We start from the raw sequence: 25108 nt of genomic DNA on the forward strand, positions 1-25108 counted from the left end.
AGGGTCGACGGGAGCGGCAGGCAGGCAGAGATGCCTGCGGTCCGGGACGGGCTTCGCGGCCTGCCCGCCGGTCGGCGGCCTAGACGACCTGGCGTCAATAGCGCCGAAGGGTCGGATGCCGTCGAAAAACGGTCGCGCGGAGCGTCTGATCTTCGTCGAAACGGTATTTTCTAAAACAACTCCGGGCGAGGCCCGGACGCTCCGCCCCCTCCCCGACCGTTGCAGCCTCCAGCGCGACGCCGAGATCGTGCGCCTTGAGTCTTCCTGAAGAAAACCAACACACGCCAGAAAGGACCCCCATGCCTCGCAGCAGAACCCGCGCCCGCATCCGCACCATCGACAAGTCCGCCGACCCGGCCTGGCCCAAGGCGCGCCGAGCCCAACTCTATCGCGAGGTCATTCGGCGGTTGAAAATTCTGTACCGCCACAAGCGTAAGGCCAAGCCAATCGAAAAAGCCCCCGATCCTGAGACCGGGGGCTTCTCTGATCCGGCAATCCTGGCCCAGGAGCCGCGTTGGCCTGAAACACAAGGGCAGGCCGAGGTGTCGGTTCGGCGCGGTGAGCGCCGGACCGGGGTGACCGTCCTGAACGACTAGCGGATGACCCGCGCGCCCTTGCCCTTCATCACGGCTTCGACTTCGGCCTGGCGCACCATCGAGGTGTCGCCGGGCGTGGTCATGGCCAGGGCGCCGTGAGCCGCGCCGTATTCGACGGCGGCCTGGGGGCCCTTGCCTTCCATGAAGCCGAACGCCAGGCCCGAGGCGAAGCCGTCGCCGCCGCCGACGCGGTCATAGATCTCGAGGTTCTCACGCATCATCGAGGCGTAGAACTCGCCACCGGCGTACAGGATCGCCGACCAGTCATTGACCGAGGCGGTCTTGGCGTTGCGCAGGGTGGTGGCGGCGACCTTGAAGTTCGGGAACTGCTTTACGGCAGTCTCGATCATCTTCTTGAAGTTGGCCGGGTCGATCGAGCTGATGTGCTCGTCCAGGCCTTCGACTTCAAAGCCCAGGCAGGCGGTGAAGTCTTCTTCGTTGCCGATCATCACATCCACATACTGGGCGATGTGCCGGTTGACCTTCTGGGCCCCTTCCTTGCCGCCCTGCGACTTCCACAGCGAGGCGCGGTAGTTCAGGTCGTAGGAGATCACGGTGCCATACTTGCGGGCCACTTCCACCGCTTCGATCACGGCTTCGGCGGTGTTGCTGGCCAGGGCCGCGAAGATGCCGCCGGTGTGGAACCAGCGCACGCCTTCCTCGCCGAACAGCTTTTCCCAGTTCACTTCGCCGGGACGGATCTGCGAGGCGGCCGAGTGACCCCGGTCGCTGCAGCCCAGGGCCGGACGAACGCCGAAACCCTTTTCGGTGAAGTTCAGGCCGACGCGGGTGTTGCGGCCCAGGCCGTCAAAGTCGCGCCAGATGATGTGGGAGGTGTCGACACCGCCCTGCATCATCAGATCCTCGACAAGCCACCCCAGGTCGTTCACCGGCAGGGCGGTGACGGCGGTCGAGCGCTTGCCCCAGCACTTCTTGAAGGCGCGGGCGACATTGTATTCGCCGCCGCCTTCCCAGACGTTGAACTGGCGAGCGTTGCGAACCCGGCCAAAACCGGGGTCGAAGCGCAGCATCACTTCACCGAAGGACGCGCAATCCCACTTCGTTTCCGAAGCCGGGCGGATGTTGAGGATATTGTCGGTCATTTAGGCCTTCCCACGAACCTTCTTGATGAGTTCAACCGTCTCGCGGACCTTGGCGGTGATGCCCGCATAGTCGCCCGCGTCGAGCAGTTCCTGCGTGATGAGCTTGGAGCCCATGCCGGCGGCGACGATGCCCGCGCCGAACCACTTCTTGACCGAGGCTTCGTCGGGATCGACGCCGCCGGTCGGCATGATGCGGGTCCAGGGCATCGGGCCCAGCACCGCCTTGACGAAATCGGGGCCGCCGACCGACGAGCCGGGGAACACCTTGACGATCTCGCAGCCCAGCTCTTCCGCATAGGAGATTTCCGAGGCCGAACCGCAGCCCGGCGAATAGGGGATCTTGCGGCGGTTGCAGACCTTGGCCACGTCGGCATTGAGGATCGGGCCGACGATGAACTTGGCACCGTTGGCGATATAGATGCCGGCGGTCGGCGCATCGACGATCGAGCCCACGCCCATGATCACGCGCGGATCGGCTTCGGCGAAGTGCTTGGTGACGTCGTAGAAGACGTGGCTGGCGAAATCGCCGCGATTGGTGAACTCGATGCAGGGCGCGCCGCCGTCGGCGCAGGCCTGGATGACCTTTTTGCAGACCTCTGCGTCGGGATGATAGAAAACCGGGATCACACCCTGGTCCATCATGGCGGTCAGAACCGCCATACGATCTTTCACCATCACATAGTCCTCCATAAGCATCGTTCTTGCGCGCCACCCCCGATGAGGCCGCGGCGCGGGGAAGATTTCGCCGGTATTGGCTCAGGGCGACCGTTTAGACCGCGCCGCAGCCGGACGCCACTGTGGGCTTGCCGCTGCGGCAAACAAAGGCGCGTTTGCGCCGGTTGCTTCCTTCCCCAATGTCTCTTCGTGTCGCCCTGGCTCAAAAGTGGGGGCGCCGAGTGAAACCCGACGCCCCGAAGTTTGCGCAGGAGCGAGCTCAAAGAGCCGCAAACGAGACGGTCCGACCAGGTCGATCCGAAACGTTTTGATACCGGTGTCATGAACGGGGTAGGCCGCAATGATACCGGTGTCATTCGAGAGATAACCAGAAAGCTGCAGTGTGCGCAAGCGGTTCCGCAAACCGATGCTACGGCGCTAGCCCCTTGGAAAGGATGGCTTTTCTCCGACGGAGATCAACCCGTGTTGCGAAGGCCCGCCGCAATACCCGCCACGGTCAGCTGGATGGCCAGTCGAACAGCCTCATCCTGGTCCCCGCCCCGGCGCCGCGACAGCAGTTCCAGCTGCAGGTGGTTGAGCGGATCGACCGACAGGCCGGCCAGGGCGACCGACTCGGCCAACTCGGGCTGGTTGTCGAGAAGCGAGGTCCCGCCCCGCACGGCCAGGGCCAGGCCCGAGGCCGCCTCATGTTCGCGCTGGATGGTGGCGAAGATCCGGCTGGCGTTGGTCGGATCCTGCGACAGGGCCATGTAGCGCGCCGCGATGCCCATGTGGCTCTGGGCCAGGGCCAGCTCCATGTTCGACAACAGGGAGGCGAAGAAGTCGAACCCGCCCGCCAGGTCCTGCAGCTGGCCGACCGACAGCCCTGCCCGCTCGACGCCCGAGGCAAAGCCGTACCAGCCCGGCAGCATGAACCGCGCCTGCGACCAGGAGAACACCCAGGGGATGGCCCGCAGGTCCTCGATCTTGCGGCTGGCGGTGCGGCTGGCGGGACGCGAACCGATGTTCAGGCCGACGATCTCGCCGATCGGCGTCGCCGACCAGAAAAAGTCCTCAAAGGCCGGATCGTCATAGACCAGCGCCCGATAGCCCTCGAACGAGGCCTGGGCCAGGGCGGTCATGGCCGCCTCAACCTTGGGATCAGGACGCACGGCCGGCCGGTCGCTGGCCATCAGCACCGCGGCGGCCAGACCGTCCAGATTGCGGCGGGCCGTGGGCTGGTCACCGAACCGGCGGGCGATCATCTCGCCCTGCTCGGTCATGCGGATGCGGCCCTGAACCGTGCCGGCCGGCTGGGCCAGCACCGCCTCAGCGGCCGGCCCCCCGCCCCGTCCGACGCTGCCGCCCCGGCCGTGGAAGAGCTGCAGACCAACGCCCATCCGGTCGGCCTCAAACGCCAGGGCCGAAGCGCCCCGAGCCACCCCGCGCCGCGACGCGACATAGCCGCCGTCCTTGTTGCTGTCGGAATAGCCGAGCATGATCTCCTGAACCGGCTTGTCGCCCAGGATCGTGCGGCTGATCGGCAGTTCCAGCCACTGGCGCAGAACCCGGGGCCCCTGCTCCAGGTCCTCGATGGTCTCGAACAGCGGGCTGATCTTGACCGAAGCGCGCGGCGCGGCCCCGCCCCAGACCAGACCCACCTGCTTGAGCAAAACCAGCGGCTCGAGGATGTCCGACAGGGTCGCCGACTTGGAGATCACATAGGCGCCCAGGCAGCCATGGCCATAGTCGCGAACCGCCTGAGCCGCCGCCTCCATGGTGGCCAGCTCCTTGGTCGTTTCCTCGCCATAGGCGGTGAACGGCGAGACAAGGGGCCGCTGGTGCGACAGCTCGTCGATCAGGACCTTGCAGCGCCCGGCTTCGTCGAGATCGAGATAGCGGATGTTGGTGCCGGCCCGCTGGAACAGCTCATGGACGGTGCGTTCGTGAACGTCGGCGTTCTGGCGCAGGTCCAGGCTCATCAGATGGAAGCCACAGGCCTTGGCGACCTCGACCAGGGTGCGCAGAGCATTGCCAACAAGCCGCTCGCCGCCGTTGCGCTCCAGGCTGTCGATGACCACCGACAGGTCAGCGACGAAGGCGTCAGGATGAGCATAGGGCTCGACGTCGGTCCGGCCGTTGGCGAAGGCGACCCACTGGTTGGTCAGCTTCTGCGACACGGCAGACAGGCGATCAAAAACCAGTTCCAGCGCCAAACGATAGGGTTCGTCGATGCGATGCACCGACGGGTCCTTGGCCTGCCCGGCCAGGGCCATAAGTTCGTCAGACACTGGCGTATAGGCCGTCGAGATGGCCAGGTTGGACCACAGCTTGCGAACCTCGGCGGCGTACCAGTCGAGGATCACCCGCGACTGCGAGGCCAGGGCCAGCTTGAGCGTCTCGCCATTGACGCCGGGGTGACCGTCGCGGTCCCCGCCCAGCCACGAGCCCATCTTCAGCAGCGGTGCCAGTTCGGCATTGTGGGCAATCTGGGCGGTCCAGTCGCCATACAGGTCGATGATCGCCGGCAGGATCGAGGTGCGGACGATCGACAGGGCGTTGCGGATCTCGTCCTTCACGGTGATCCGCTCGGGACGATAAAGGCGGGTCCGCCACATCAGGGCGATCTCGCGGAACAGGCGCTCGCGGATCTCGCTGTCCAGGTCGGCCGGGAGATGGTGACGGCGCAGGGCCATCAGCCGCGTGATCTCGGTCTCGCGGTCCACCATGCTGCGGCGGCGCACCTCGGTGGGGTGAGCTGTCAGCACGGGCACCACGTTCATGGCCGCGAAGGTGCGGGCGATGTCGGCGTCCGTCTTGCCACCAGCCTTCAGCGCCTTGACCGCATCAACCAGCGTGCGGGGGCGCTCGTCACCCGGACGGGCATCGGCCTCGGCATGGCGACGGCGGCCGGCAACGTCTTCACCGATGTTGGCCAGCAGGGAATTGCTGGCAAAGGCCCGGGCCAGGAAGACGGCCTGATCGTTCGACAGATCGGCGAACAAGTGGTCGAGACCGGGAACCTCGCCATCGACGGCTTCCGGCGAGGCAGCCTTGCGGGCGCTGGCCACCAGGGCGGCAGCCTCCTCGCCCTCCAGATAGGCGATGGCTTCGGACAGCAGATCACTCAGCAGGGACGCATTCTGGCGGACGTGGCGGCTGGTAGGACGATCACCGCCGAGCGACAGGGCCGGGTTACGCATAAGCGAGCTCCGCTGACGCCGCCAAGGGCGCCTCTTCAGAAGAATGGACGTTTGCGCCCTGCCCGCCTGCGGACTGACGCAACGGCGCCCTTAGCGCGCTTTGCCGCTACGCGAAACCCGAGCCGCAAGATGGTTGCGCTAACATCAGAAAGTGACGCTGAATTGTGCCGCTAGCGCGCCAGCCAGCCGCCATCCACGGGCAAGGTGATCCCCTGAACATAGTCCGCAGCCGGAGACGCCAGGAACACGGCCGCGCCGCCCAGGTCGCTCGGCTTGCCCCAGCGCGCGGCCGGGATGCGGGCCAGGATCGAGGCATTGCGGTCGGCATCATTGCGCAAGGCTTCGGTATTGTTGGTGTCGAAATAGCCCGGCGCGATAGCGTTGACGTTGATGCCCTTGGTCGCCCACTCGTTGGCGAGGATCTTGGTCAGGCCGGCCAAACCGCTTTTCGACGCCGTGTACGACGGCACGCGGATGCCGCCCTGGAACGACAGCAGCGAGGCGATATTGATCACCTTGCCCGCCACGCCGTCAACCGGACCCTGCTTCAGGGCCTGCTTGGCAAACGCCTGGGTCAGGAAGAAGACGACCTTGAGGTTGGTGTCCATCACCGCGTCCCAGTCGGCTTCGGAGAACTCGATGGAGTCCGCGCGACGGATGATGCCGGCGTTGTTGACCAGGATGTCGACCTTGCCGAACGCCGCGACGGTCTCGTCGATCACGCGCTGCACGGGCTCGATCGAGCCAAAGTCGGCCTTGATCGACAGGAACTTGCGACCGGTCGCCTCGACGGCAGCCCTGGTTTCGACGGGCTCGCTGCGGCCGGCGGCGGCGATGTCGGCGCCGGCCTCGGCCAGGGCAACAGCGATGGCCTGACCCAGACCGGTATTGGCGCCGGTAACCAGCGCGACCTTGCCTTCGAGGCTGAACGGATTGGCCATGGTGTGTTCCTGTTCAAAAATCTTGTCATCCCGGACGGCCCGAAAGGCCGATCCGGGACCACCGCAAACGCAAGCGCTTGTGGCGGTCCCGGCTGTTCGCTTCGCTGCGGCCGGAATGACAACCGCAGAGAGATGAGCTCGAAAGCCCTACTTCAGCTGGCAGATGTCCAGCACGTTCATGTCGGTATAGTCGAGGTTCTCGCCGCCCATCGCCCAGATGAACGTGTAGTTCGAGGTGCCCGAACCCATGTGGATCGACCACGGCGGGCTCATGACAGCTTCCTCGTTGGCGATCACGATGTGACGCATCTCGTCCGGCTCGCCCATGTAGTGGAAGACCCGGTCGTTCGCGCCCAGATCGAAGTAGAAATAGGCCTCCGAACGACGGTCATGCAGGTGGGGCGGCATGGTGTTCCAGACGCTGCCCGGCTTCAGGACGGTCATGCCCAGCAGCAACTGCGCCGACTTGCAGGTGGTCGGCACGATGTACTGGTAGATGGTGCGCTCGTTGGAGGTCTCCAGCGCGCCGCGCTCCAGCGGAACGGCGTTGGCGAATTCCAGCTTCTTGGTTTCAAACGCGGCATGGGCCGGAAGGCTGGTCAGGTAGAAGCGCGCCGGGTTGGCGGCGTCGACGCTCTCGAACACAACATCCTTGGCGCCCATGGTCACGTAGATGCCGTCGCGCGGTGCGATGTCATAGACGACGCCGTCTACGGTCACCTTGCCTGCGCCGCTGCCGACATTGATGGCACCCAGTTCGCGGCGCTCCAGGAAGGGATGACCGGCGGCCGAGGCCGGCTCGGTCTGGTCGGGCAGCTTGACGCCTTTCGAGACAGGAGCCGCGCCGCCGACCACGAAACGCTCGGCGTGGTTATAGTGCAGAACAATGCCGTCTTCTTCGAACAGGCCGTCCATCAGGTAACGATCGCGCAGATCATCATTGCTGACCGAGAACATCATGTCCGGATGGGTGGCGTGATAGGTCTTGCTGAACATTGTGGTGCTCCGGAAATCTTATTGGGCGGCTTGGACCGACGAAGGCGTCGGCCGGGGTTGGTCGAGCTTGTAGGCGCGCTTGGGCAGGTTGTAGGTCAGGTCGACGATCAGCTCCTGGGCCTCGACGAGGTCCATGCGATGTTCGGCGACCATGCGGGCCAGGAACGAGGAGTCGACGCGGCGGGCCACATCGTGGCGAGCCGGGATCGACAGGAAAGCGCGGGTGTCGTCGTTGAAGCCGACGGTGTTGTAGAAGCCCGCCGTCTCGGTGACCTGCTCACGGAAGCGCATCATGCCTTCCGGGCTGTCGTGGAACCACCAGGACGGGCCCAGCTTCAGCACCGGATAGTGGCCGGCCAGCGGGGCCAGCTCACGGCTATAGCTGGTCTCGTCCAGGGTGAAGAGGATCACCGACAGACGCGGGTCGTTCCCGAACTTGCTGAGCAGCGGCTTCAGCGCCTTGACGTACTCGGTCTGCACCGGGATGTCGGCACCCTTGTCGCGACCGTGCGAGTTCAGCAGGCCGACATTGTGATTGCGATGCGAGCCGGGGTGGATCTGCATGACCAGCCCGTCCTCCAGACTCATCTTGGCCATCTCTGTCAGCATCTGAGCGCGGAACAACTCGGCCTTCTGCGGTGTGATGTCGCCTTTCAGCAGACTCAGGAACAGGGCCTCGCTCTCGGCGTCGGTCAAATCGGCAGTCGCGGCGGTTGGGTGGCCGTGGTCGCTCGAGGTCGCGCCCGCATCGATGAAGGCCCCACGACGAATGCGGTGGGCCTCCAGATAGCCCTTCCAGCTGTAGACGTCCTGCCCAGAGGTCTCGGCAAAGCGGCCAAAGGCGCGGTCGAACCGCTCGTCTTCGAAATCAATCACCGCATCAGGGCGATAGGCTGTGATCACATGGCCGCCCCAACCACTCTCGCGGATGGCATAGTGGTGCTTGAGGCTCTCGTGCGGCCCCTCTGTGGTGGCCAGGGTCTCGATATTGAAACGGTCAAACAGGGCTCGCGGACGGAACGCCTCGGTGGCCAGGGCTTCATTGATGGTGTCGAAATAGAGATCCGACGTCTCGGCGCAGAAGACCACCGACATGCTGAAAACCTGGCTGAACACGTGGTTGAGCCAGATCCAGGAGGGCGTTCCGCGAAACAGGTGAAAATTGCTGGCCAGCAGCCGCCAGGCCTCGCGCGGATCAGTGGCGGGAACCCCGTCCTTGGACCGCACCTTCAGGGAGTCGAGCGCGATCCCTTGGCTATAGAGCATGCGGAACAGATAGTGATCCGGTGCCAGCAGCAGGTCGGTGGCATCCTGGAAAGGGTCGTTGGTCGCAAACCAGGCTGGATCGGTGTGGCCGTGCGGGCTGATGATCGGCAGATTTCGCACGGATCCGTACAGTTCGCGCGCGATCGACCGCGTGCGTTCGTCGGCCGGAAACAGGCGATCCTCATGGAAAATCAGGGGCCTGGCCATGGGTTTTTCCTGTTTCCTCTCCAGCCGGCGGCTTCACGGTCGGCCACTTTTGACCCGTGCTTGGTAACCGGTGTCATCGCGAGATGCAAGGGACGCAGAGACCTCTGCGCCTCACCTTACAGCAGCCTTGGCGGAAGACTCCCGAACCACAAGATGTGGAATAGTGATGGCGGGGTCACGCTTCTCTCGCGACTCGATGCCGATCAGCTTCTCGGCGGCCATCCGGCCGACCTCCCGCGTAGGGATGTGAATGGTGGTCAGGGGCGGCCAGACGGCCTGAGCGATCTGGAAATCGTCAAAACCCACCACCGTCAGGTCGCGCGGCACATCCAGACCCGCACGGCGCGCGGCCTGCAAAACCCCGGCCGCCATTTCGTCATTGCCGGCGAAGATCGCAGTCGGACGCGGTGTCTTGGCCAGCAGCACCTCTGCACAGGCCAGGCCGGACTCGAAAGTGTAGGCACCCTCGACCACGTAGTCTTCATCCAGCTTCAGTCCGGCCTTGGACAGGGCGTCCTCGAACCCCCCTCGCCGCTCGTGCGAGGATCGAAAGCTGGGCAGGCCGCTGATGAATCCGATCTGGCTATGACCCAGTTCAATCAGATGCGCGCCCATCGCCTCCCCGCCCAGACGGTCGTGGCCGACAATCATGTGCTCGGGCTTGTCCAGCTCGACCGAAGCGATGCGGATATACTCACAGCCGATCTCGCCAAGCAGTTTTGCCACCCGCTCGTCTTCCGAAACCGATGGCGGCAGCACGACGCCGTACAGCTTCTGACGCTCCACGAAGGTGCGAATATCGGTCAGGAAGGTCGGGCTGCTTCGATTACAGGGATGGACGACCAGTTCAAAGCCAGACCCTCTCATGCCGTCCAGCAGACCAAGCTGCATGTTCACGACATATTGCGGGTTGGGGTTGTCGTAGATCATGCCGATCAGAAAAGAGCGGCGGAACGCCAATCCCCGCGCCTGCGGATCAGGGGCATAGCCCCACTCGGCGATCACAGCCTCGATGCGTTCGCGCGTCTCGTCGCGAACGAACGGCGACTGGTTGATCACGCGGGACACGGTCTTCTTGGAGACACCCGCCAACCGGGCGATGTCGTTGATGGTCGCGCGCTTGCGACCGCCCTCAACGCCGCTCTCGGTTTCGGTGTCGCCAGGCGACGTCAGAGGCGGTTTAGAACGGTTCACGGCGTTTCCATGCAGCTTCGGGCGCTTTCTTTTGTCATACTCTACACATGCAGTCGTCGCTACCAATGGGCGAAACGACCGTTTGTAGAGAATTTGACACCGGTTACCATGCTCGAGGGAGAGCGCCTCGCGGCATGTAACGCCGCTGCGCGAAGGTATCGATGACTGAAACCATCCAAGCGCCTGCCGAATCGATTCACGACGTCGATCCGCGAGATCACGTGGCAACGGCCCTGCGCGACCTGCGAGCGGGCGAGGTTCTGGACTTGCATGGCCGCACCCTCATCGCCGGGACCGACATCCCCAAGGGCCACAAGATCGCGACGCGGCCGGTCCGGATCGGCGAGGATGTGCTCAAGTACGGCTGGCCCATCGGCAGTGCGGTCGCGGATATCGCCGTTGGCGACCACGTCCACGTCCACAATGTCGCAACAAAGCTCTCAGGCGTCGAAAGCTACGCTTGGTCTCCGTCCGTGCCGTCGCCGCAGGCTCACGACGAGACCCGCAGTTTCATGGGCTATCGCCGTGCCAATGGTCGGGTCGGGACGCGCAATGAGATCTGGGTGCTTTGCACCGTCGGCTGCGTCGCCAACACCGCACGTCGCATCGCAGACAAGGCCAATGCGCGCTTTGCGGGGCGTACCGACGGGGTGTTCGCCTTCCCTCATCCATTCGGCTGCTCGCAACTCGGCGACGACCTGATCCACACTCGCAAGCTGATCGCCGCTCTCGCCGCCCACCCAAACGCCGGCGGCGTGCTGATCCTGGGTCTGGGTTGTGAGAACAATCAACTCAAGGCCTTGCTGGACAGCGCCCCCGACATCGACCCGGCCCGGCTGCGATCCTTCACCACCCAAGCCGTCGATGACGAACTGGAGGATGGGCTTGCAGCCATCGAGGACCTGATCGCCCTGGTCGAGCAGGATGTTCGGACGCCCTGCCCTGTCGCGGACCTGGTCGTCGGCCTGAAATGCGGTGGGTCTGACGGCTTTTCCGGCGTGACGGCCAACCCCCTCGTCGGTCGTATCGCTGACAAGGTCTCGGACGCTGGCGGCACGCCGGTCCTGACCGAGATCCCGGAGATTTTCGGCGCCGAGCAGATGCTGCTGACCCGTGCATCCAGTCAGGGCGTGTTTGACAGCGCCCTTTGCGTCATCGACGACTTCAAGCGCTACTTCATCGACAATCATCAGCCGATCCATGAAAATCCTTCGCCCGGGAACATCGCCGGCGGCATCACCACGCTGGAGGAAAAGTCGCTCGGCGCCGTCCAGAAAGGCGGCCGCTCCAGCCTTGTTGAGGTGTTGCGCTATGGCGAGCGGGTTGGACCGCATGGCCTGACGCTTCTGGAGGCGCCAGGTAATGACGCGGTGTCCTCAACAGCCCTGACCGCCGCCGGCGCGACGGTGATCCTGTTCACCACCGGGCGCGGTACGCCACTGGGCTTCCCAGCCCCGACCCTGAAGATTGCCTCCAACAGCGCCCTGGCGGCCCGCAAGCCAGGCTGGATCGACTTCGACGCCGGTATGGTGTTGGACGGAAAGTCTATGGATCAGGCCGCCAACGACCTCATGGACCTCGTTGTCGCAACGGCCTCAGGCATGGCCACCAAGGCCGAGATCAACGGCGAGCGCGAAATCGCCATCTGGAAACAAGGCGTGACTCTTTGATGGCCTCTACAATGTCCCAGTCGCTTCGCCTGCGCGCGACCAGCAGCCCCGCCGCCCTGCCGGGCGTTCTCCAGCCGGCATATGACCGCGACAAGGTCACCATCGGCGTCGTGCACCTGGGGCCTGGTGCCTTTCACCGCGCCCACCAAGCCTTCTACTTCGACCAGTTGCTGGCCCAGGATCCTCGCTGGGGTATCTGCGCCGTATCGCTAAAGAGCCCCGGCGTTCGAGATGCTCTGGCGCCCCAGGATGGCCTCTACTGCCTGGCCCAACTGGACCAGGAAACGACCTTCCGGATCATCGGCGCCATCGTCGAGGTTCTGGTCGCGCCTGAAGATCCGCCCGCTGTACTCGCGCGCCTCGCAGCGCCCATGACCCGCATGGTCACCCTGACTGTGACCGAAAAGGGCTATTGCCTGACTGCCGACGGCGGTCTTGATGAAGCCCACCCCGACATCGTCCATGACCTTGCCTGTCCGCGAGAGCCGGTCAGCTCCATCGGCTATCTGGTTGAGGGTCTGCGTCGCCGCTTCGCTGCCGGACTGGTGCCTTATGCCGTGGTGGCGTGCGACAACCTCGCCGACAATGGCTGGCGCCTGAAGGCGGCGGTCACGACCTTTGCGGCGAAGATCGACCCGGAACTGGCCGCCTGGATCGAGGCTGAGGGCCGCTTTCCGCGCACCATGGTCGACAGCATCACACCTGCGACAGACGACGCCCTGCGGGCCCGGGTCGAGGCCGCGACAGGCCTGAATGACGCCTGGCCGATCCAGCGCGAGGCCTTCACCCAGTGGGTGGTCGAGGACGTGTTGGGCGCTGATGCGCCTGACCTGGCCAGCGTCGGCGTGATTCTGACTGACGATGTGCGCGGGTTCGAGCGTGCCAAGCTACGCCTGTTGAACGGTGTGCATTCCACCCTCGCCTATGCCGGGATCCTGCGCGGCCATGAGACGGTGTTTGAAGCGATGGGCGATCCGGTGCTGGCCAAGCTGGCGCATGATCTGATGGTCGAGGACATCATCCCCACCCTCTCGGCACCCCGCGGCCTGGACCTGCTGGCCTATGCCGAAGCCATCTTGCAACGCTTCCTCAATCCCGAGATCCGACATCTGCTGTCCCAGATCGCTTGGGATGGCTCGCAGAAGCTGCCCTTCCGCATCCTTGGCACGCTGACCGAAGCCCTGGAGGCTGGTCGGTCCGTAGAGCGCCTGGCCATACCTCTAGCCGCCTGGATGCGCTTCCTTCGCCTGCGCGGCAACAGCGGCGAGAAGATCGTTGACCCTCTTGCCGATCGCCTCATCGCCATTGCGGCCGACTGTACCGGAGACGCTGCCGGCGACGTGGCCGCCTTCCTGACGCTGGAAACCGTGTTTCCGCCGGCCCTGGCCGCGAGCCCCGTGTTCGTCCGCGCGCTCGAAAAGGCCTATGTCGATCTGGGCTGAAACCTGACGATCAGCGCGTAACGCCCCGGCCGGTTAGGACCGGGGCGATCGTGCGTAGCAGGATCATCAGGTCGAACGGGAACGAACGGCGCGCCAGATACTCGGCGTCGAGTGCGACCTTGTCCGCGATGGACAGTTCGTCCCGGCCATTGATCTGAGCCCAACCCGTCACGCCGGGCCGCAATCGATCCACGCCGACAGTGGCGCGCGCTGTAATCAGGTCGTCTTGATTGAACAGCGCCGGTCGGGGTCCGACCAGGCTCATATCGCCCACCAGGACACTCCATAGCTGGGGCAACTCGTCCAGACTCAGTCGACGAAGCGTGGGGCCTATAGACGTCAGCCAGCGATCAGGGTCGGCCAGCAGATGGGTTGCGACCTCGGGCGTGTCGATCCGCATGGTCCGAAACTTGGGCATGCAAAACAGCCTGCCCGCTCGTCCCACCCGGCTTGACCAGTAAAGAGCCGGTCCCGGCGAGGTCAGCCGCACCAGCCCCCACAGCATCGCCAGCGGAACACCCAGGACAAGAAGCCCGCACCCTGCAGCGGCCGCATCGAAGGCTCGCTTGAGCATCGTTCGCTGATCAGGCCAGGTCGCCGGTCGCGGCGTCCAGCAGCAGGTAGGCCCGCCCGGCGTCAGACGACAGCAGCGCCGCCACCAGGAAGCCCTCGCGATCCTGACCGCCGGCCTCGTCGATCATCCCTGCATAACGCTTGAGGAAGCGCTCGGTATTGGCCCGCAGAGCGGCATCCGAGAACAGGCGACGGACGAGACGGCGAATGGCGGCAGGGGCCAGACGCTTGACGACCTCACGGGCGGCGCCGGCATCATGGCTCTGGATCGCGGCGGCGACCTCGTCGATCCGACCGCGCGGCAAGAGGGCGTGGGGATCGATGCCCATGGCTGAGATCTCGGCCGCCAGTCTCTCGCCCAGTGCGGCGTCGCCCGGCGACTTGCTTTCGATACCGGACAGCAGCGAGCGCCAGCTCCAGCCCGGCGGCTGGCCATCGGGGCCGTCAACCGGCGGAGGCGCGGCGCGACCACCGGCAGTCTCGAAGACTTCGCGGAATTCGTCGTCTGTGGCGGTGGGGGTCAGGCGAAGGCGTGGCCGGGGACCGGATTCGACCGGAACCGGCTCGTCCTCGGCCTCGACCGGTGGCGGCGTCGGGACCGCAGCCGGGGGTGTAGGCCGGCTACGCGCCACTGACGACGCAGGCGCGCGAGCCGCTGGCGTAGCGCTGGCCATCATGCTGGCAGCCTCGCTCAGCGCATCGTAGTTGCGACGAACACGGTCCTGGAAAGCCTGGTCGATCGCGGCGGTTTCCTCGGCCGTTCGACGGGCCGAAGCCATGAGTTCCTCGATGCCCTTCTCGATCGACGCACGGACCTCGACGGCCTTTTGCAAAGCCTCTGCAGGCATCTCGGCGGTCCGTTGCCCGACCTCATCGAGCATGGCTTCCAGCTCGCCCAATGTGCCTCGAGCGGTCTGGACCGCCTCAGCCAGCTTCTGGGCTGTACGGGCGCCAGCCTGCTCGACCATCTGGGCAGACTGCTCGATGAGGTCGCGCGCCTCCTCCATCCGGGATTCGAAGACCGTGTCGGCCTTCTGGCCGGCGGCGAAGGCGATCTCGTTCAATTGGTCAACGCGGCTGCGCGCCGCCGTGACGCGGGCGTCGACGCCTTCGCTGGCCTTCAGGGCCGAGGCGGCTAGCGCTTCCATGGCCTGTTTCAGCTCGACCTCAAGGCCTTCGCGCTGACCCGCCGCAATATCGGCGATCGTCGATAGCACCTTGCCGGCCTCTTCGGTCAGGGTCTCGCGCTCATCCCGAGCTGTCTGGGCCATGTCCTTGAACTGCTCGGCTGCGGCAGCGATCAGGCCGCGAAGCACCTCCGCGCCCATCGCCGCAATTTCGCTGAGCTCGGTGGCCCCGACGCGGGTGTATGAGACGAACTCGGTCAGTTGAGCCGTGCGAGTCTCGGTCTCGGCGGCGAAGTCTTCCTGTTCCGAGCGAAGGCTCTGGCTGGCAGCCACCAAGGCGGCGCGCTGTTGGGCGAGATTTTTCTCGACCGCGTTCATCTGGTCGCCCAGACCCTGGCCTGCGGTTTCGAGCCGGGCGATTTGGCGAGAGATATCCTCGGCTCCGACCCGCGCCGCGTCGGACGCTTCAGCGGCGGCGGCGGCCAGATCGGCGGCCCGGGCTGCCAGAGCCGCTTCGGCTTCCCGCAGTTGCGTCTCGGCCAGATCGGAGGCCTCAGCGACCATCCGAGCTTGGCTGCCGATCGCGTCGACCACGGCGGTCGAGCGCGTGTCGAGGTTGTACGAAAGGGTTTCGAGAGCCTGGCGTTCATGCCCCAGTCCCTGTGCCAACTGGTCGGCCATCCGCGCCGACTCCGTCGCGGCCAGGACCAGGTTGGCGGTTTCTTCTGCCAGCGCCTGACGCAGCGCCAAAATCCGGTCGCGGGCCTCTTCGGCCGAGGCCGTCGCATGGTCGATCTGGTTGCGAACCGCCTCCACGGCACCAGACGCACCCGCAGCGGCCAGCACCGCCGGAGTCACCAGTCGGTCGGTCAGTATTCGGCTACGGCGCAGCTCTGCCGACACGCCCTGAGCCTGACGGAGCAAATAGGCACCCAGCAAGGTCAACAAGGCTGGCCCGATGGCCAGTCCGGCGAACACGCTTAGGGCGAAGCCTTCGACCTTGAGAGCGGGAACATCCCGAGAATAGCCCAACGCAAAAGCGATAGGTGCCAAGGACCATAGTGATGCCGCTGCGACAGCCAGCGTCCAGAACAAAAGCGCCGACATCGGCGACCTGTCGGACTTTGGCGGAAGCTCAAAAGGCTCAGGCGGCGGACGACGCACATCCGGAGAGGTCATGCGCGGCTCAGCTGGGGTCGGCGCAACGTCGCGCTCGGCTACGGGCACCGGCGCGGGCGGCTGCGCGGCGCTTGTCGCCAGAGAGGTTGCCGAAACGGGTGGCGGCTCGAATGACGATTCAGGCGCTGGCGCATCGACAAAGCGGCTACGTCGCGACGCTGCACGCGCCCTGGGCGTGAACGGCTCGGGCGGACTGACAATTCCCGGTTCGGCTATATCGAGATCGAGGTCCTGACCAAGTTCCGACGGCGGGGCATCGAGTTCAGCATCGAGCGCGGCCCCAACCTCAGCCGCTTCCGCGATGGCAGGCCAGGCGGACGAGTCGAACATCGGGAAGTCAGGCGCGGTTAGGAGCTCCTCGGGGGGCCTCTCCACCGAAGGCGCGGAAAAATCGAGCGGTTGGCGCTTCTTAGGCTTCATACAGAGCCAAGGTCCCAAGGCAGTCGGCGTGGGGAGCGACGAACAATCCGCGCGCAAACCCCATTTCGCATAATGCATGAACCTAGCGGCGAAAAGCTCGCGCGCAAAGCGGCTTCGGTTGAGTTTTCAGGGGTTACGTCGCCGCAGGCGCGGTGCCTGGCGCACGGATGGTGACTGGTGACGGGCTGATACGCGGCGAACGTGTAACAACCCGCTCTTTAGCGGGCTTGGCCTTGGGCTTGTCGTCGACAACAACGCCAAACTGGCACAACGCCAAGGATGACAGCCAAACGACCATAACGGCGAGGATTTCAGCCAAGAAACTCATTGGAATGCCCACGCTTGGATAGCGCCGTTATGCGATAGGCCGATGTCAGAGCCGAGTGAACTTTTCGTTATGGTGATGACGGCCAGCCCCACACAAGCTCACAGCGCCTCCAGAATTCCAGTGGTTGTCGTGAAGCCAATGCCTGACTAGGTCGCCATAATACGGCGTCAGTCGCGAGATCACTTTCGCGGCTGGGGTCATTTCGATTTGCGGAGCCCTGTCTTGGCCCCTACCCAGCTTGCATCGATCGCGCCCAGTCCTGCGCGGGAAACGTTCATGACCGACCTTTCACCAGCCCGTCTGACCCATCTTCAGCGCCTGGAGGCCGAGAGCATCCACATCCTGCGGGAGGTGGCGGCCGAGTGCGAACGCCCCGTCATGCTGTATTCGATCGGCAAGGACAGCGCCGTGATGCTGCATCTGGCGGCCAAGGCGTTCTTCCCTTCGCGCCCCCCCTTCCCGCTGCTGCACGTCGATACGACCTGGAAGTTCCGGGCCATGTACGATTTGCGCGAAAAGGTCGCCACCGAGCTGGGCTTTGATCTGCTGGTCCACAAGAACCCGGAAGCCGAGGCCAAGGGCATCAACCCATTCGACCACGGTAGCGCCCTCCATACCGACATGTGGAAGACTGAAGGGCTCAAGCAGGCCCTCGCCCAGTACGGCTTCGATGCGGCCTTCGGCGGCGCGCGCCGCGACGAGGAGAAGAGTCGCGCCAAGGAACGGGTTTTCAGCTTCCGCTCGGCCGAGCAGCGCTGGGACCCCAAGAACCAGCGCCCCGAACTTTGGAAGCTCTACAACACCCGCAAGCATCCCGGCGAAAGTCTGCGGGTGTTCCCGATCTCCAACTGGACCGAGCTGGACGTCTGGCAATACATCCACCTGGAAAACATCCCCATCGTGCCACTTTACTTCGCGGCCGAGCGGCCAGTGGTCGAGCGCGACGGCAGCTTGATCATGGTGGATGATGAACGGTTCCGGCTGAAGCCCGGCGAAGTTCCGCAGATGAAGAGCGTCCGTTTCCGCACACTGGGCTGCTATCCCCTGACGGGGGCCGTCGAGAGCACGGCATCAACCCTGCCTGAAATCATCCAGGAAATGCTGCTGGCCACAAGCAGCGAACGCCAGGGCCGGGTCATCGACCATGACCAGTCCGGGTCGATGGAGAAGAAGAAGCAGGAGGGCTATTTCTGATGAATACCATCTACAAGCCCTCCGATCTGATCGCCGACGACATCGACGCCTACCTCGTCGCCCACCAGCACAAGTCGCTGCTGCGCTTCATCACCTGTGGGTCGGTAGACGACGGCAAGTCCACCCTGATCGGGCGACTGCTGTACGACAGCAAAATGATCTTCGAGGACCAGATGGCGGCCCTCGAAGCCGACTCCAAGCGGGTCGGCACGCAAGGCGGCGCGATCGACTTTGCCTTGCTGGTGGATGGCCTGGCCGCCGAGCGCGAACAAGGCATCACCATCGATGTCGCCTACCGCTTCTTCTCAACCGACAAGCGCAAGTTCATTGTCGCCGATACGCCCGGCCACGAGCAGTACACCCGCAACATGGTCACCGGGGCCTCGACCGCTGACGCGGCCGTGATCCTGATCGACGCCCGCAAGGGCGTGCTGACCCAGACCCGCCGCCACTCCTATCTCGTCAGCCTGCTCGGCATTCGCCATGTCGTTCTGGCGGTGAACAAGATGGATCTCGTCGGCTGGGACCAGACGGTATTCGACGCCATTGTCGCCGACTACCGCGCCTTCGCTGACCAGATCGGCCTGTCGGTCTTCACCCCCATCCCGATCTCGGGTCTGGGCGGCGACAACATGGCCAGCAAGAGCGAGGCCTCGCCCTGGTACAATGGCCCGATCCTGATGGACTGGCTGGAAGACGTGCAGGTCGAGGACGATCTGCAGGCCAAGCCGTTCCGCATGCCGGTTCAGTGGGTCAACCGGCCCAATCTCGACTTCCGGGGCTTCTCGGGCCTGATCGCCTCGGGCGTGGTCAAGCCTGGCGACCGCGTCCGCGTGCTACCGTCGGGCCGCGAGAGCCGTGTCGATCGCATCGTCACCCTGCCCGATGACCTGCCCCAGGCTGTAGCCGGGCAGTCGGTGACCATCACGCTGACCGACGAGATCGACATCTCGCGCGGAGACCTGATCGTCGCCGCCGATGCGCCTAGCCCTATAGCGGGTCAGTTCGAGGCCACGGTCGTCTGGATGGACGACGAGCCCCTGCCGGCAGGCCGCGCCTATCTGCTGAAGATCGGCGCCCGCACGGTCGGTGCCAGCATCACTGAAATCAAGCACCGGGTGAACGTCAACACTCTGGAGCACACGGCAGCCAAACGTCTGGAGCTGAACGAAATCGGTCTGGTCAATCTGTCGCTGGACCAGGCCGTGCCGTTCGAGGCCTATGCTGACAATCGCGAACTGGGCGGCTTCATCCTGATCGACCGGATGAGCAACCGCACGGTCGGCGCGGGCATGCTGAACTTCGCCCTACGCCGGGCTGACAACATTCACTGGCAACATACGGACGTTACAAAACAATCCCGCGCCGCCCTGAAGGGCCAGCGAGGCCAGGTCGTCTGGCTGACCGGCTTGTCCGGCGCCGGCAAGTCGACCATCGCCAATCTGGTCGAGAAGCGTCTGCACGCCCTGGGTCGTCACACCTATCTCCTCGACGGCGACAACGTCCGTCATGGCCTCAACAAGAACCTCGGCTTCACCGAGGAGGACCGGGTCGAGAACATCCGCCGGGTCGCCGAGGTGGCCAAGCTGATGGTCGACGCCGGCCTGATCGTGCTGACCGCCTTCATCTCACCGTTCCGCGCCGAACGCCGCATGGCCCGCGAGATCCTGGAGGGCGGCGAGTTCATCGAGGTCTTTGTCGATACGCCTCTGGCCGTGGCCGAACAGCGCGACGTCAAGGGTCTGTACGCCAAGGCCCGGGCGGGCCAACTGAAAAACTTCACCGGTATCGACAGCCCTTATGAGGCCCCCGAAGCCCCCGAACTGCGCATCGACACCACGGCCATGAGCCCGGTCGAGGCGGCCGAGCGGATCGTCGAATGGCTGGAAGGCCGCGAGGTCGACTACGACATATGAAACCGTCCGGTGCGGCGGTTCAGGGTGATGGCTCCGGCCAGGCCCAGGGCCGCCACGCCGGCCATGGCCAGATAGCCGTGAACGCCGAACGCATCGAACAGCGGCCCGGCACACAGGGTCGCGACGCCCAAGGTAAGGCCACCCGACAGGGCCGAGTTGATCGCCTGGGCGGCCGAGGCGTTGGCCGGCGGGGTCAGTTTCTCGATCAGGCGCAGTGAGGCCAGGAAGCTGGCCGCAAAGGTCAGGGCGTGCAGCGCCTGCATCGGAAACAGCATCCACAGTGGCGGCGCAAAAGCATAGGCGATCCACCGCAGCACCGCCGCTGCCCCGCCCAGGATCATCAGCTTTTCAGGTCCGATCTTGCGGCACCAGGGCTCCAGGAACCACATGAAGGCCACCTCGGCGGCGACGCCAACGCCCCACAGCAGGCCGATGACCGGCTCGGAAATCCCCTGCCCCCGCCAGAGGATGGTCGAGAATCCGTAGTAGAAGGCGTGAGCGCCCTGGATCAGACCGGCGGTCATCACGGCCAGCTGGAAGGTCTGGTCGCGAAGGAGCGATCCGAGACCTTTCCAGCGCTCTGACCCGACGGGCTTGGCGCCTTCGGCATGGACCCGCTCGGGCGGCACGAACACCGCAGCCGCCAGGGCCGTGAGGAATGCGGCCGCCGCGATCCAGATCGGAATGATCTCCGGCGCTGCGACCGCCAGGACGACGCCCATGATCAGGTTGGCGACGATGAAGGCCGCCGAGCCCATGCCCCTTGGCAGGCCGTAGTTGAACCCCTCGGTGCGCGCCCGTCGCAAGGTGATGACGTCGACCAGGGGCGAAACCGTCGACAGCAGCGTCTGGCCGATCAGCCAGGCGATGGCCAGGCCCAGGGCACCGGGCGCGATCAGCAGGGCCGCGTAACCCAGTCCGGCACCTAGCGACAGCAACACCATCGGCGAGCGCCGCAGGGTGAAACCATCGGCCCACACCGCCAGGGCCGGACCCGTGAACGGCCGGGCCAGCATCGGTATGGCCAGGATCAGGCCGATGGCCGCGCCGCTCATCCCCCGGTCGCGCAGATAGGTGGCGATATAGGGCAGGCTGACGCCCGTCCCGAGATAGATCGCGACATAGAAGAAGCTGAGCCGGGTCAGGCTGCTCATCGGCCGGCGCGGCCCATATCGTGGACGAAGATCACCCCTCTTCCGCCCCGCCGAAGCGGGCCGTCCATTCGGCAATCATGTCCTCGTCGATCTTCTTGAACAGCACCTCGGGCGCGCGCACCGACAGGCCGACCGGCAGCCTGCTGAGCTCGACCGCGGCGTCGTTCGACGGCCAGGCCGCGGGGACGTCCAGCGAGAAGGCCTTGGCGATCTCCCCGGCCGCGAACGGAATAAACGGGGCTGAAATCTTGGCATACAGCGCCGCGAGATTCAGAGCCGTGCGAACGATGACAGCGGCGCGGTCGCGGTCAGTCTTGATCGCGGTCCAGGGCGCGGCTTCCTGCAGATACTCGTTGCCGACCACCCACAGGGCCCGCAGCGCCTGGGCGCTCTTGCGCACCTCGATGGCGTCCATCTGTTCGGCGAGATCAGCAAGGCGGGCCGAGACGTCGGCGAACAGCTTTTCTTCGAGCGGCCCCGGCTCACCGCCCTCGGGCACGACACCGTCGAACTTGCCTTCGGTGAACTTCAGGATGCGGTTGATGAAGTTGCCCAGCACGTCGGCCAGGTCGCGGTTCACCGAGCTGGCGAACATCTCCCAGGTGAAGGCGGTATCCGAGCTCTCGGGCGCGTTCGAGGTCAGATACCAGCGCCAGAAATCCGGCGGCAGGATCTCCAAAGCCGCGTCCATGAAGACGCCCCGTTTGGAGCTGGTCGAGAACTTTCCACCATACCAGTTCAGCCAGTTGAAGGCCTTGAGCATATCGACGCTCTTCCACGGCTCTTCCGAGCCCAGGATCGTCGCCGGGAAGCTGACCGTGTGGAAAGCGACGTTGTCCTTGCCCATGAACTCGACATAGCGAACGTCATCGGCGCCGGCGTCGGTGCGCCACCAGCGCTGCCAGTCGCGGCCCTCCTCGGCTTCGGCCCATTCCTGGGTGGCGGCGATGTATTCGATGGGGGCGTCGAACCAGACATAGAAGACCTTGCCTTCCATGCCCGGACGCGGCGCGCCGTCCTTGACCACCGGCACGCCCCAGGCGAGGTCGCGGGTGATGCCGCGGTCGATCAGGCCCTCATCCAGGAACTTGTAGGCGATCGACTTGGCCAGAATGGGCCAGTCGCCATGCGTATCGACCCAGGCCCTGATGCGGTCAGCCATTTTCGTCTGGAGGAGATAGAGGTGGCGGGTGTCACGCACCTCCAGGTTCCGCGAGCCCGAGATCACCGAATAGGCGTTCTTCAGGTCGGTGGGATCCAGCAGGTTGCCGCAGCTGTCACACTGGTCGCCGCGCGCCTTCTCGAAGCCGCAGTGCGGGCAGGTGCCCTCGATATAGCGGTCAGGCAGGAAGCGCTTGTCGTCGATGGAATAGACCATCTGGTCGACCCGCTCCTCGATCAGGCCGTTGGCCTCAAGAACTTCGGCGAAGTGTTGGGTCAGCTTGCGGTTTTGCGGCGAGGACGAGCGGCCAAACCAGTCCCACGACAGGCCGAAGGCGGCGGCGACGTCGCGCTGCAGAATATGCTGCTCGGCGCAGTAGGTCTCGACGTCCTGGCCGGCAGCGGCGGCGGCCAGCTCGGCCGGGGTTCCATGCTCGTCGGTGGCGCAGATGTAGAGCGTCTCATTGCCCCGAGCCCGCTGGAACCGCGCATAGACGTCGGCCGGCAACATCGATCCCGCCAGATTGCCCAGGTGCTTGATGCCGTTGATGTACGGCAGGGCGGAGGTGATCAGGATACGGGCCATGCGGCGCAATCTTCCGGGGAGTCAGGGATCAGAGGAAACAGGCGTTCGCATATAGAAGGCTGAGCCGCGAAACAAAAGCGCCCCGCCGCACGGTATTGCCGAGCTGGTCGCCATCCCCATCTCACGGGACGGGTTTACTGGCGGCGCACTGTTCGCTGGATGGAAGCTCAAGCCGTAAGCCTGAAGGCTCAGGTCGCCGCTTCACGCTCCAGCAGCGCCTTGGCGGCGGCCTTCTCGGCTTCCTGTCGAGAGCGGCCGCTGGCCAGCGCCGGATCGAAACCCGCAACGGTCACCTGCACCGTAAAAACCGGCGCGTGGTCGGGGCCTGTACGATCCATGACGGCATAGGACGGCAAGGGCTTGCCCTGCGCCTGGGCCCATTCCTGGAGCGCCGTCTTGGGGTCACGCGGCTTGCCCTGCGCCGCGCGGTCGAACTCGGCGCTCCACAGGTCCAGAAAAACACGGCGGGCGGTCTCAAGCCCTCCATCGCGATAGAGCGCAGCCATCAGGGCCTCGGCGCCACCGGCCAGGATCGACTCGGTCTCTCGACCACCGATCTTGCTCGACGATGCCGACAGCCTAAGCGCGGGGCCCAGCTCAGCAGCGCGGGCCACTCGAGCGCAGGTCTCACGGCTGACAAGGGCGTTCAGGCGCGGCGCAAGTTCGCCCTCCTTGGCCTGCGGAAATCGCTCGGCCAAGGCCTCGGCAGCCAATAGGCCCAGCACGCGGTCTCCGATGAACTCCAGAACTTCGTTGTCAGCGGTCTTCTTGGCGCCGTCTCCGACACTGGCGTGCGTCAGGGCTTGCTCCAGCAGCGTCCTGTCCGAAAATGCATGACCAATGCGACGCTCCAGGTCGCCGACGGCGGCGGCCCGTCTGTTATCCATGGCGCAAGGTTCCGACCGCGATCACTTCAGAACGCGGAAGAAGCGGTTGTAGCGGGCATCCATCACCCAGGTCCAAGGCTTGAACAAAGACGCATCGCGGTTCCACGACAGCAGGATGATCTGGGCCTTGCCCACCAGGTTTTCGGCCGGGACGAAGCCGACGCCAACCTCGTCACCGATGTACTGGTCCAGTTCGTAGTCCCACTTGCAGACCCCCGGACCGGTGTCGAGCGGCGAGGTGCCGGGGTCGAAACGGCTATCGGCCGAGTTGTCGCGATTGTCCCCCATGAAGAAGTAGCAGTTCGCCGGTACGGTATAGACACCGGTGTTGTCGCCACGGCTGTCGGGCGCGAAGTCCTGGGTGGCGTACTTGCGGCCTTCGGGATTGGTTTCTTCGAAGCGCTGGACCTGCTGGGTAAAGCCATACCCCATATCGACCAGGGCGGGGGCCTGCGCGGCCTGCGGCAGCGCCTTGCCATTGATATAGACCGCGCCAGAGCGCACCTGGACCTTGTCGCCGGGCATGCCGATCAACCGCTTGATGTAGTCGGTGCGTCCGTCGCGGGGCAGCTTGAAGACGATGATGTCGCCGCGCTTGGGCGACTTGCCCAGAATACGGCCCTCGAAGATCTTGGGGCTGAACGGGATCGAGTGGCGGCTCCAGCCGTAGCTGAACTTGCTGACGATGATGTAGTCGCCTTCCAGGAGGTTGGGCTCCATCGAGGCTGACGGGATCGTGAAGGGCTGGAACAGCAGCACCCGCAGCACCAAGGCGATCGACAGGGCGTAGGCCACTGTCTTGACGATCTCGATGATTTCCTTGACGGCGCCGCCCTTGTCTTCAGGGGGCGAGGTGTCGGCGTCGGTCATGCGGGGGCTGGGCTCTTCCTAGAATGGGTTCCGGCGAACCGGACAGGCTTTGCTAGACGCGGTTGGCCACAGGGGCAAGCGCCTCGCCGGTTATCTCGGCTTCATGGCACAGGTTGGGCGGACGCAACCGCTATCCGTCGGTCGGCAGAAGGCGGATTTCGACACTGCCGCCTGCCTCGTAGACCGGATTTCCAGCCAGGCACGCCCTGGCATCGTCGAGATCGGCGGCGGCAATGCGTACAAAGCCGGTGATATGGCTTGAGATCGCAGCCGGGGTGCCGTCCCGCCTGACACATTCCCCTCCGCCGATGGCGCTTCCGCCGAGAAGCCGCCCCTCCATCGCCAACCTGTCCAACCAGGCCGGCCATTGGTCCAAGGCCTCGCCTGAAGAATCGCCATGCATCAGCAGGAGATAGTCATTCATGGCCACGCGATCCTTGG

General features: G+C 64.9%; 19 protein-coding genes. 5 read left to right on the forward strand and 14 right to left on the reverse strand.

All coding sequences use genetic code 11. From position 1 onward, the window contains the following. Positions 1–299 precede the first annotated feature (299 nt). On the forward strand, positions 300–596 hold the full coding sequence (locus ACW179_RS16255; protein ID WP_492060503.1) for a hypothetical protein: 297 nt from the start codon (positions 300–302) through the stop codon (positions 594–596). Here ACW179_RS16255 and ACW179_RS16260 read toward each other — a convergent pair. The 7 genes from ACW179_RS16260 to ACW179_RS16290 all read right to left on the reverse strand — a co-directional run bounded on the left by ACW179_RS16260 (position 593) and on the right by ACW179_RS16290 (position 10160). After that, on the reverse strand, positions 593–1699 hold the full coding sequence (locus tag ACW179_RS16260) for a PfkB family carbohydrate kinase (RefSeq protein ID WP_492060504.1): 1107 nt from the start codon (positions 1697–1699) through the stop codon (positions 593–595). The two genes, ACW179_RS16255 and ACW179_RS16260, sit on opposite strands and share 4 nt — an antisense overlap. Further along, the gene (locus ACW179_RS16265; RefSeq protein ID WP_492060505.1) at positions 1700–2374 is read right to left on the reverse strand and encodes a bifunctional 4-hydroxy-2-oxoglutarate aldolase/2-dehydro-3-deoxy-phosphogluconate aldolase; all 675 of its coding nucleotides are present in this window, start codon (positions 2372–2374) and stop codon (positions 1700–1702) included. Positions 2375–2829: 455 nt separating this feature from the next. Further along, a complete protein-coding gene (gene ppc / locus ACW179_RS16270; protein WP_492060506.1) occupies positions 2830–5556 on the reverse strand; it encodes a phosphoenolpyruvate carboxylase in 2727 nt (908 codons plus the stop codon). Between the two features lie 170 nt (positions 5557–5726). After that, complete coding sequence (gene kduD / locus ACW179_RS16275; protein WP_492060507.1) at positions 5727–6497, reverse strand: 2-dehydro-3-deoxy-D-gluconate 5-dehydrogenase KduD; 771 nt, start codon at positions 6495–6497, stop codon at positions 5727–5729. A gap of 147 nt (positions 6498–6644) precedes the next feature. After that, a complete protein-coding gene (gene kduI / locus ACW179_RS16280; protein ID WP_492060508.1) occupies positions 6645–7493 on the reverse strand; it encodes a 5-dehydro-4-deoxy-D-glucuronate isomerase in 849 nt (282 codons plus the stop codon). 18 nt (positions 7494–7511) lie between these two features. Then, positions 7512–8966: a glucuronate isomerase gene (gene uxaC, locus ACW179_RS16285; protein ID WP_492060509.1), complete on the reverse strand. Its 1455-nt coding sequence runs from the start codon at positions 8964–8966 to the stop codon at positions 7512–7514. A gap of 111 nt (positions 8967–9077) precedes the next feature. Further along, positions 9078–10160, reverse strand: a complete 1083-nt coding sequence (locus ACW179_RS16290) for a LacI family DNA-binding transcriptional regulator (RefSeq protein ID WP_492060510.1) — start codon at positions 10158–10160, stop codon at positions 9078–9080. 161 nt (positions 10161–10321) lie between these two features. On the opposite strand from ACW179_RS16290, the gene ACW179_RS16295 reads away from it, so the two are divergent. Both ACW179_RS16295 and ACW179_RS16300 read left to right on the forward strand, forming a co-directional pair. Beyond that, positions 10322–11830: a UxaA family hydrolase gene (locus ACW179_RS16295; RefSeq protein WP_492060511.1), complete on the forward strand. Its 1509-nt coding sequence runs from the start codon at positions 10322–10324 to the stop codon at positions 11828–11830. Beyond that, entirely contained in the window at positions 11830–13272 is a 1443-nt protein-coding gene (locus tag ACW179_RS16300) for a mannitol dehydrogenase family protein (protein WP_492060512.1), read from the forward strand. The genes ACW179_RS16295 and ACW179_RS16300 overlap by 1 nt, the downstream gene beginning before the upstream one ends. Before the next feature lie 10 nt (positions 13273–13282). On the opposite strand, the gene ACW179_RS16305 is transcribed toward ACW179_RS16300, so the two are convergent. After that, positions 13283–13846: a sugar transferase gene (locus tag ACW179_RS16305; protein WP_492060513.1), complete on the reverse strand. Its 564-nt coding sequence runs from the start codon at positions 13844–13846 to the stop codon at positions 13283–13285. A gap of 10 nt (positions 13847–13856) precedes the next feature. Beyond that, complete coding sequence (locus ACW179_RS16310; RefSeq protein ID WP_492060514.1) at positions 13857–15950, reverse strand: coiled-coil domain-containing protein; 2094 nt, start codon at positions 15948–15950, stop codon at positions 13857–13859. 1171 nt (positions 15951–17121) lie between these two features. Between ACW179_RS16310 and cysD the strand changes: the two genes are divergently transcribed. Together cysD and cysN are read left to right on the forward strand one after the other, a co-directional pair. Continuing rightward, complete coding sequence (gene cysD, locus ACW179_RS16315) at positions 17122–18093, forward strand: sulfate adenylyltransferase subunit CysD (protein WP_492060515.1); 972 nt, start codon at positions 17122–17124, stop codon at positions 18091–18093. Further along, a complete protein-coding gene (gene cysN, locus ACW179_RS16320; RefSeq protein WP_492060516.1) occupies positions 18093–20009 on the forward strand; it encodes a sulfate adenylyltransferase subunit CysN in 1917 nt (638 codons plus the stop codon). Before cysD ends, cysN begins: the two co-directional genes overlap by 1 nt. On the opposite strand, the gene ACW179_RS16325 is transcribed toward cysN, so the two are convergent. The 5 genes from ACW179_RS16325 to ACW179_RS16345 all read right to left on the reverse strand — a co-directional run bounded on the left by ACW179_RS16325 (position 19997) and on the right by ACW179_RS16345 (position 25091). Then, complete coding sequence (locus ACW179_RS16325; protein WP_492060517.1) at positions 19997–21163, reverse strand: MFS transporter; 1167 nt, start codon at positions 21161–21163, stop codon at positions 19997–19999. The genes cysN and ACW179_RS16325 overlap by 13 nt on opposite strands. Positions 21164–21194: 31 nt before the next feature. Next, positions 21195–22910: a methionine--tRNA ligase gene (metG, locus tag ACW179_RS16330; protein ID WP_492060518.1), complete on the reverse strand. Its 1716-nt coding sequence runs from the start codon at positions 22908–22910 to the stop codon at positions 21195–21197. A 188-nt stretch (positions 22911–23098) separates the two neighbouring features. Beyond that, a complete protein-coding gene (rnc, locus tag ACW179_RS16335; protein WP_492060519.1) occupies positions 23099–23797 on the reverse strand; it encodes a ribonuclease III in 699 nt (232 codons plus the stop codon). A 21-nt stretch (positions 23798–23818) separates the two neighbouring features. Then, positions 23819–24667, reverse strand: a complete 849-nt coding sequence (gene lepB / locus ACW179_RS16340; protein WP_492060520.1) for a signal peptidase I — start codon at positions 24665–24667, stop codon at positions 23819–23821. Between the two features lie 130 nt (positions 24668–24797). Further along, entirely contained in the window at positions 24798–25091 is a 294-nt protein-coding gene (locus ACW179_RS16345) for a YciI family protein (RefSeq protein ID WP_492060521.1), read from the reverse strand. Positions 25092–25108 lie beyond the last annotated feature (17 nt).

This window comes from Caulobacter sp. AVps18 (assembly GCF_058681425.1).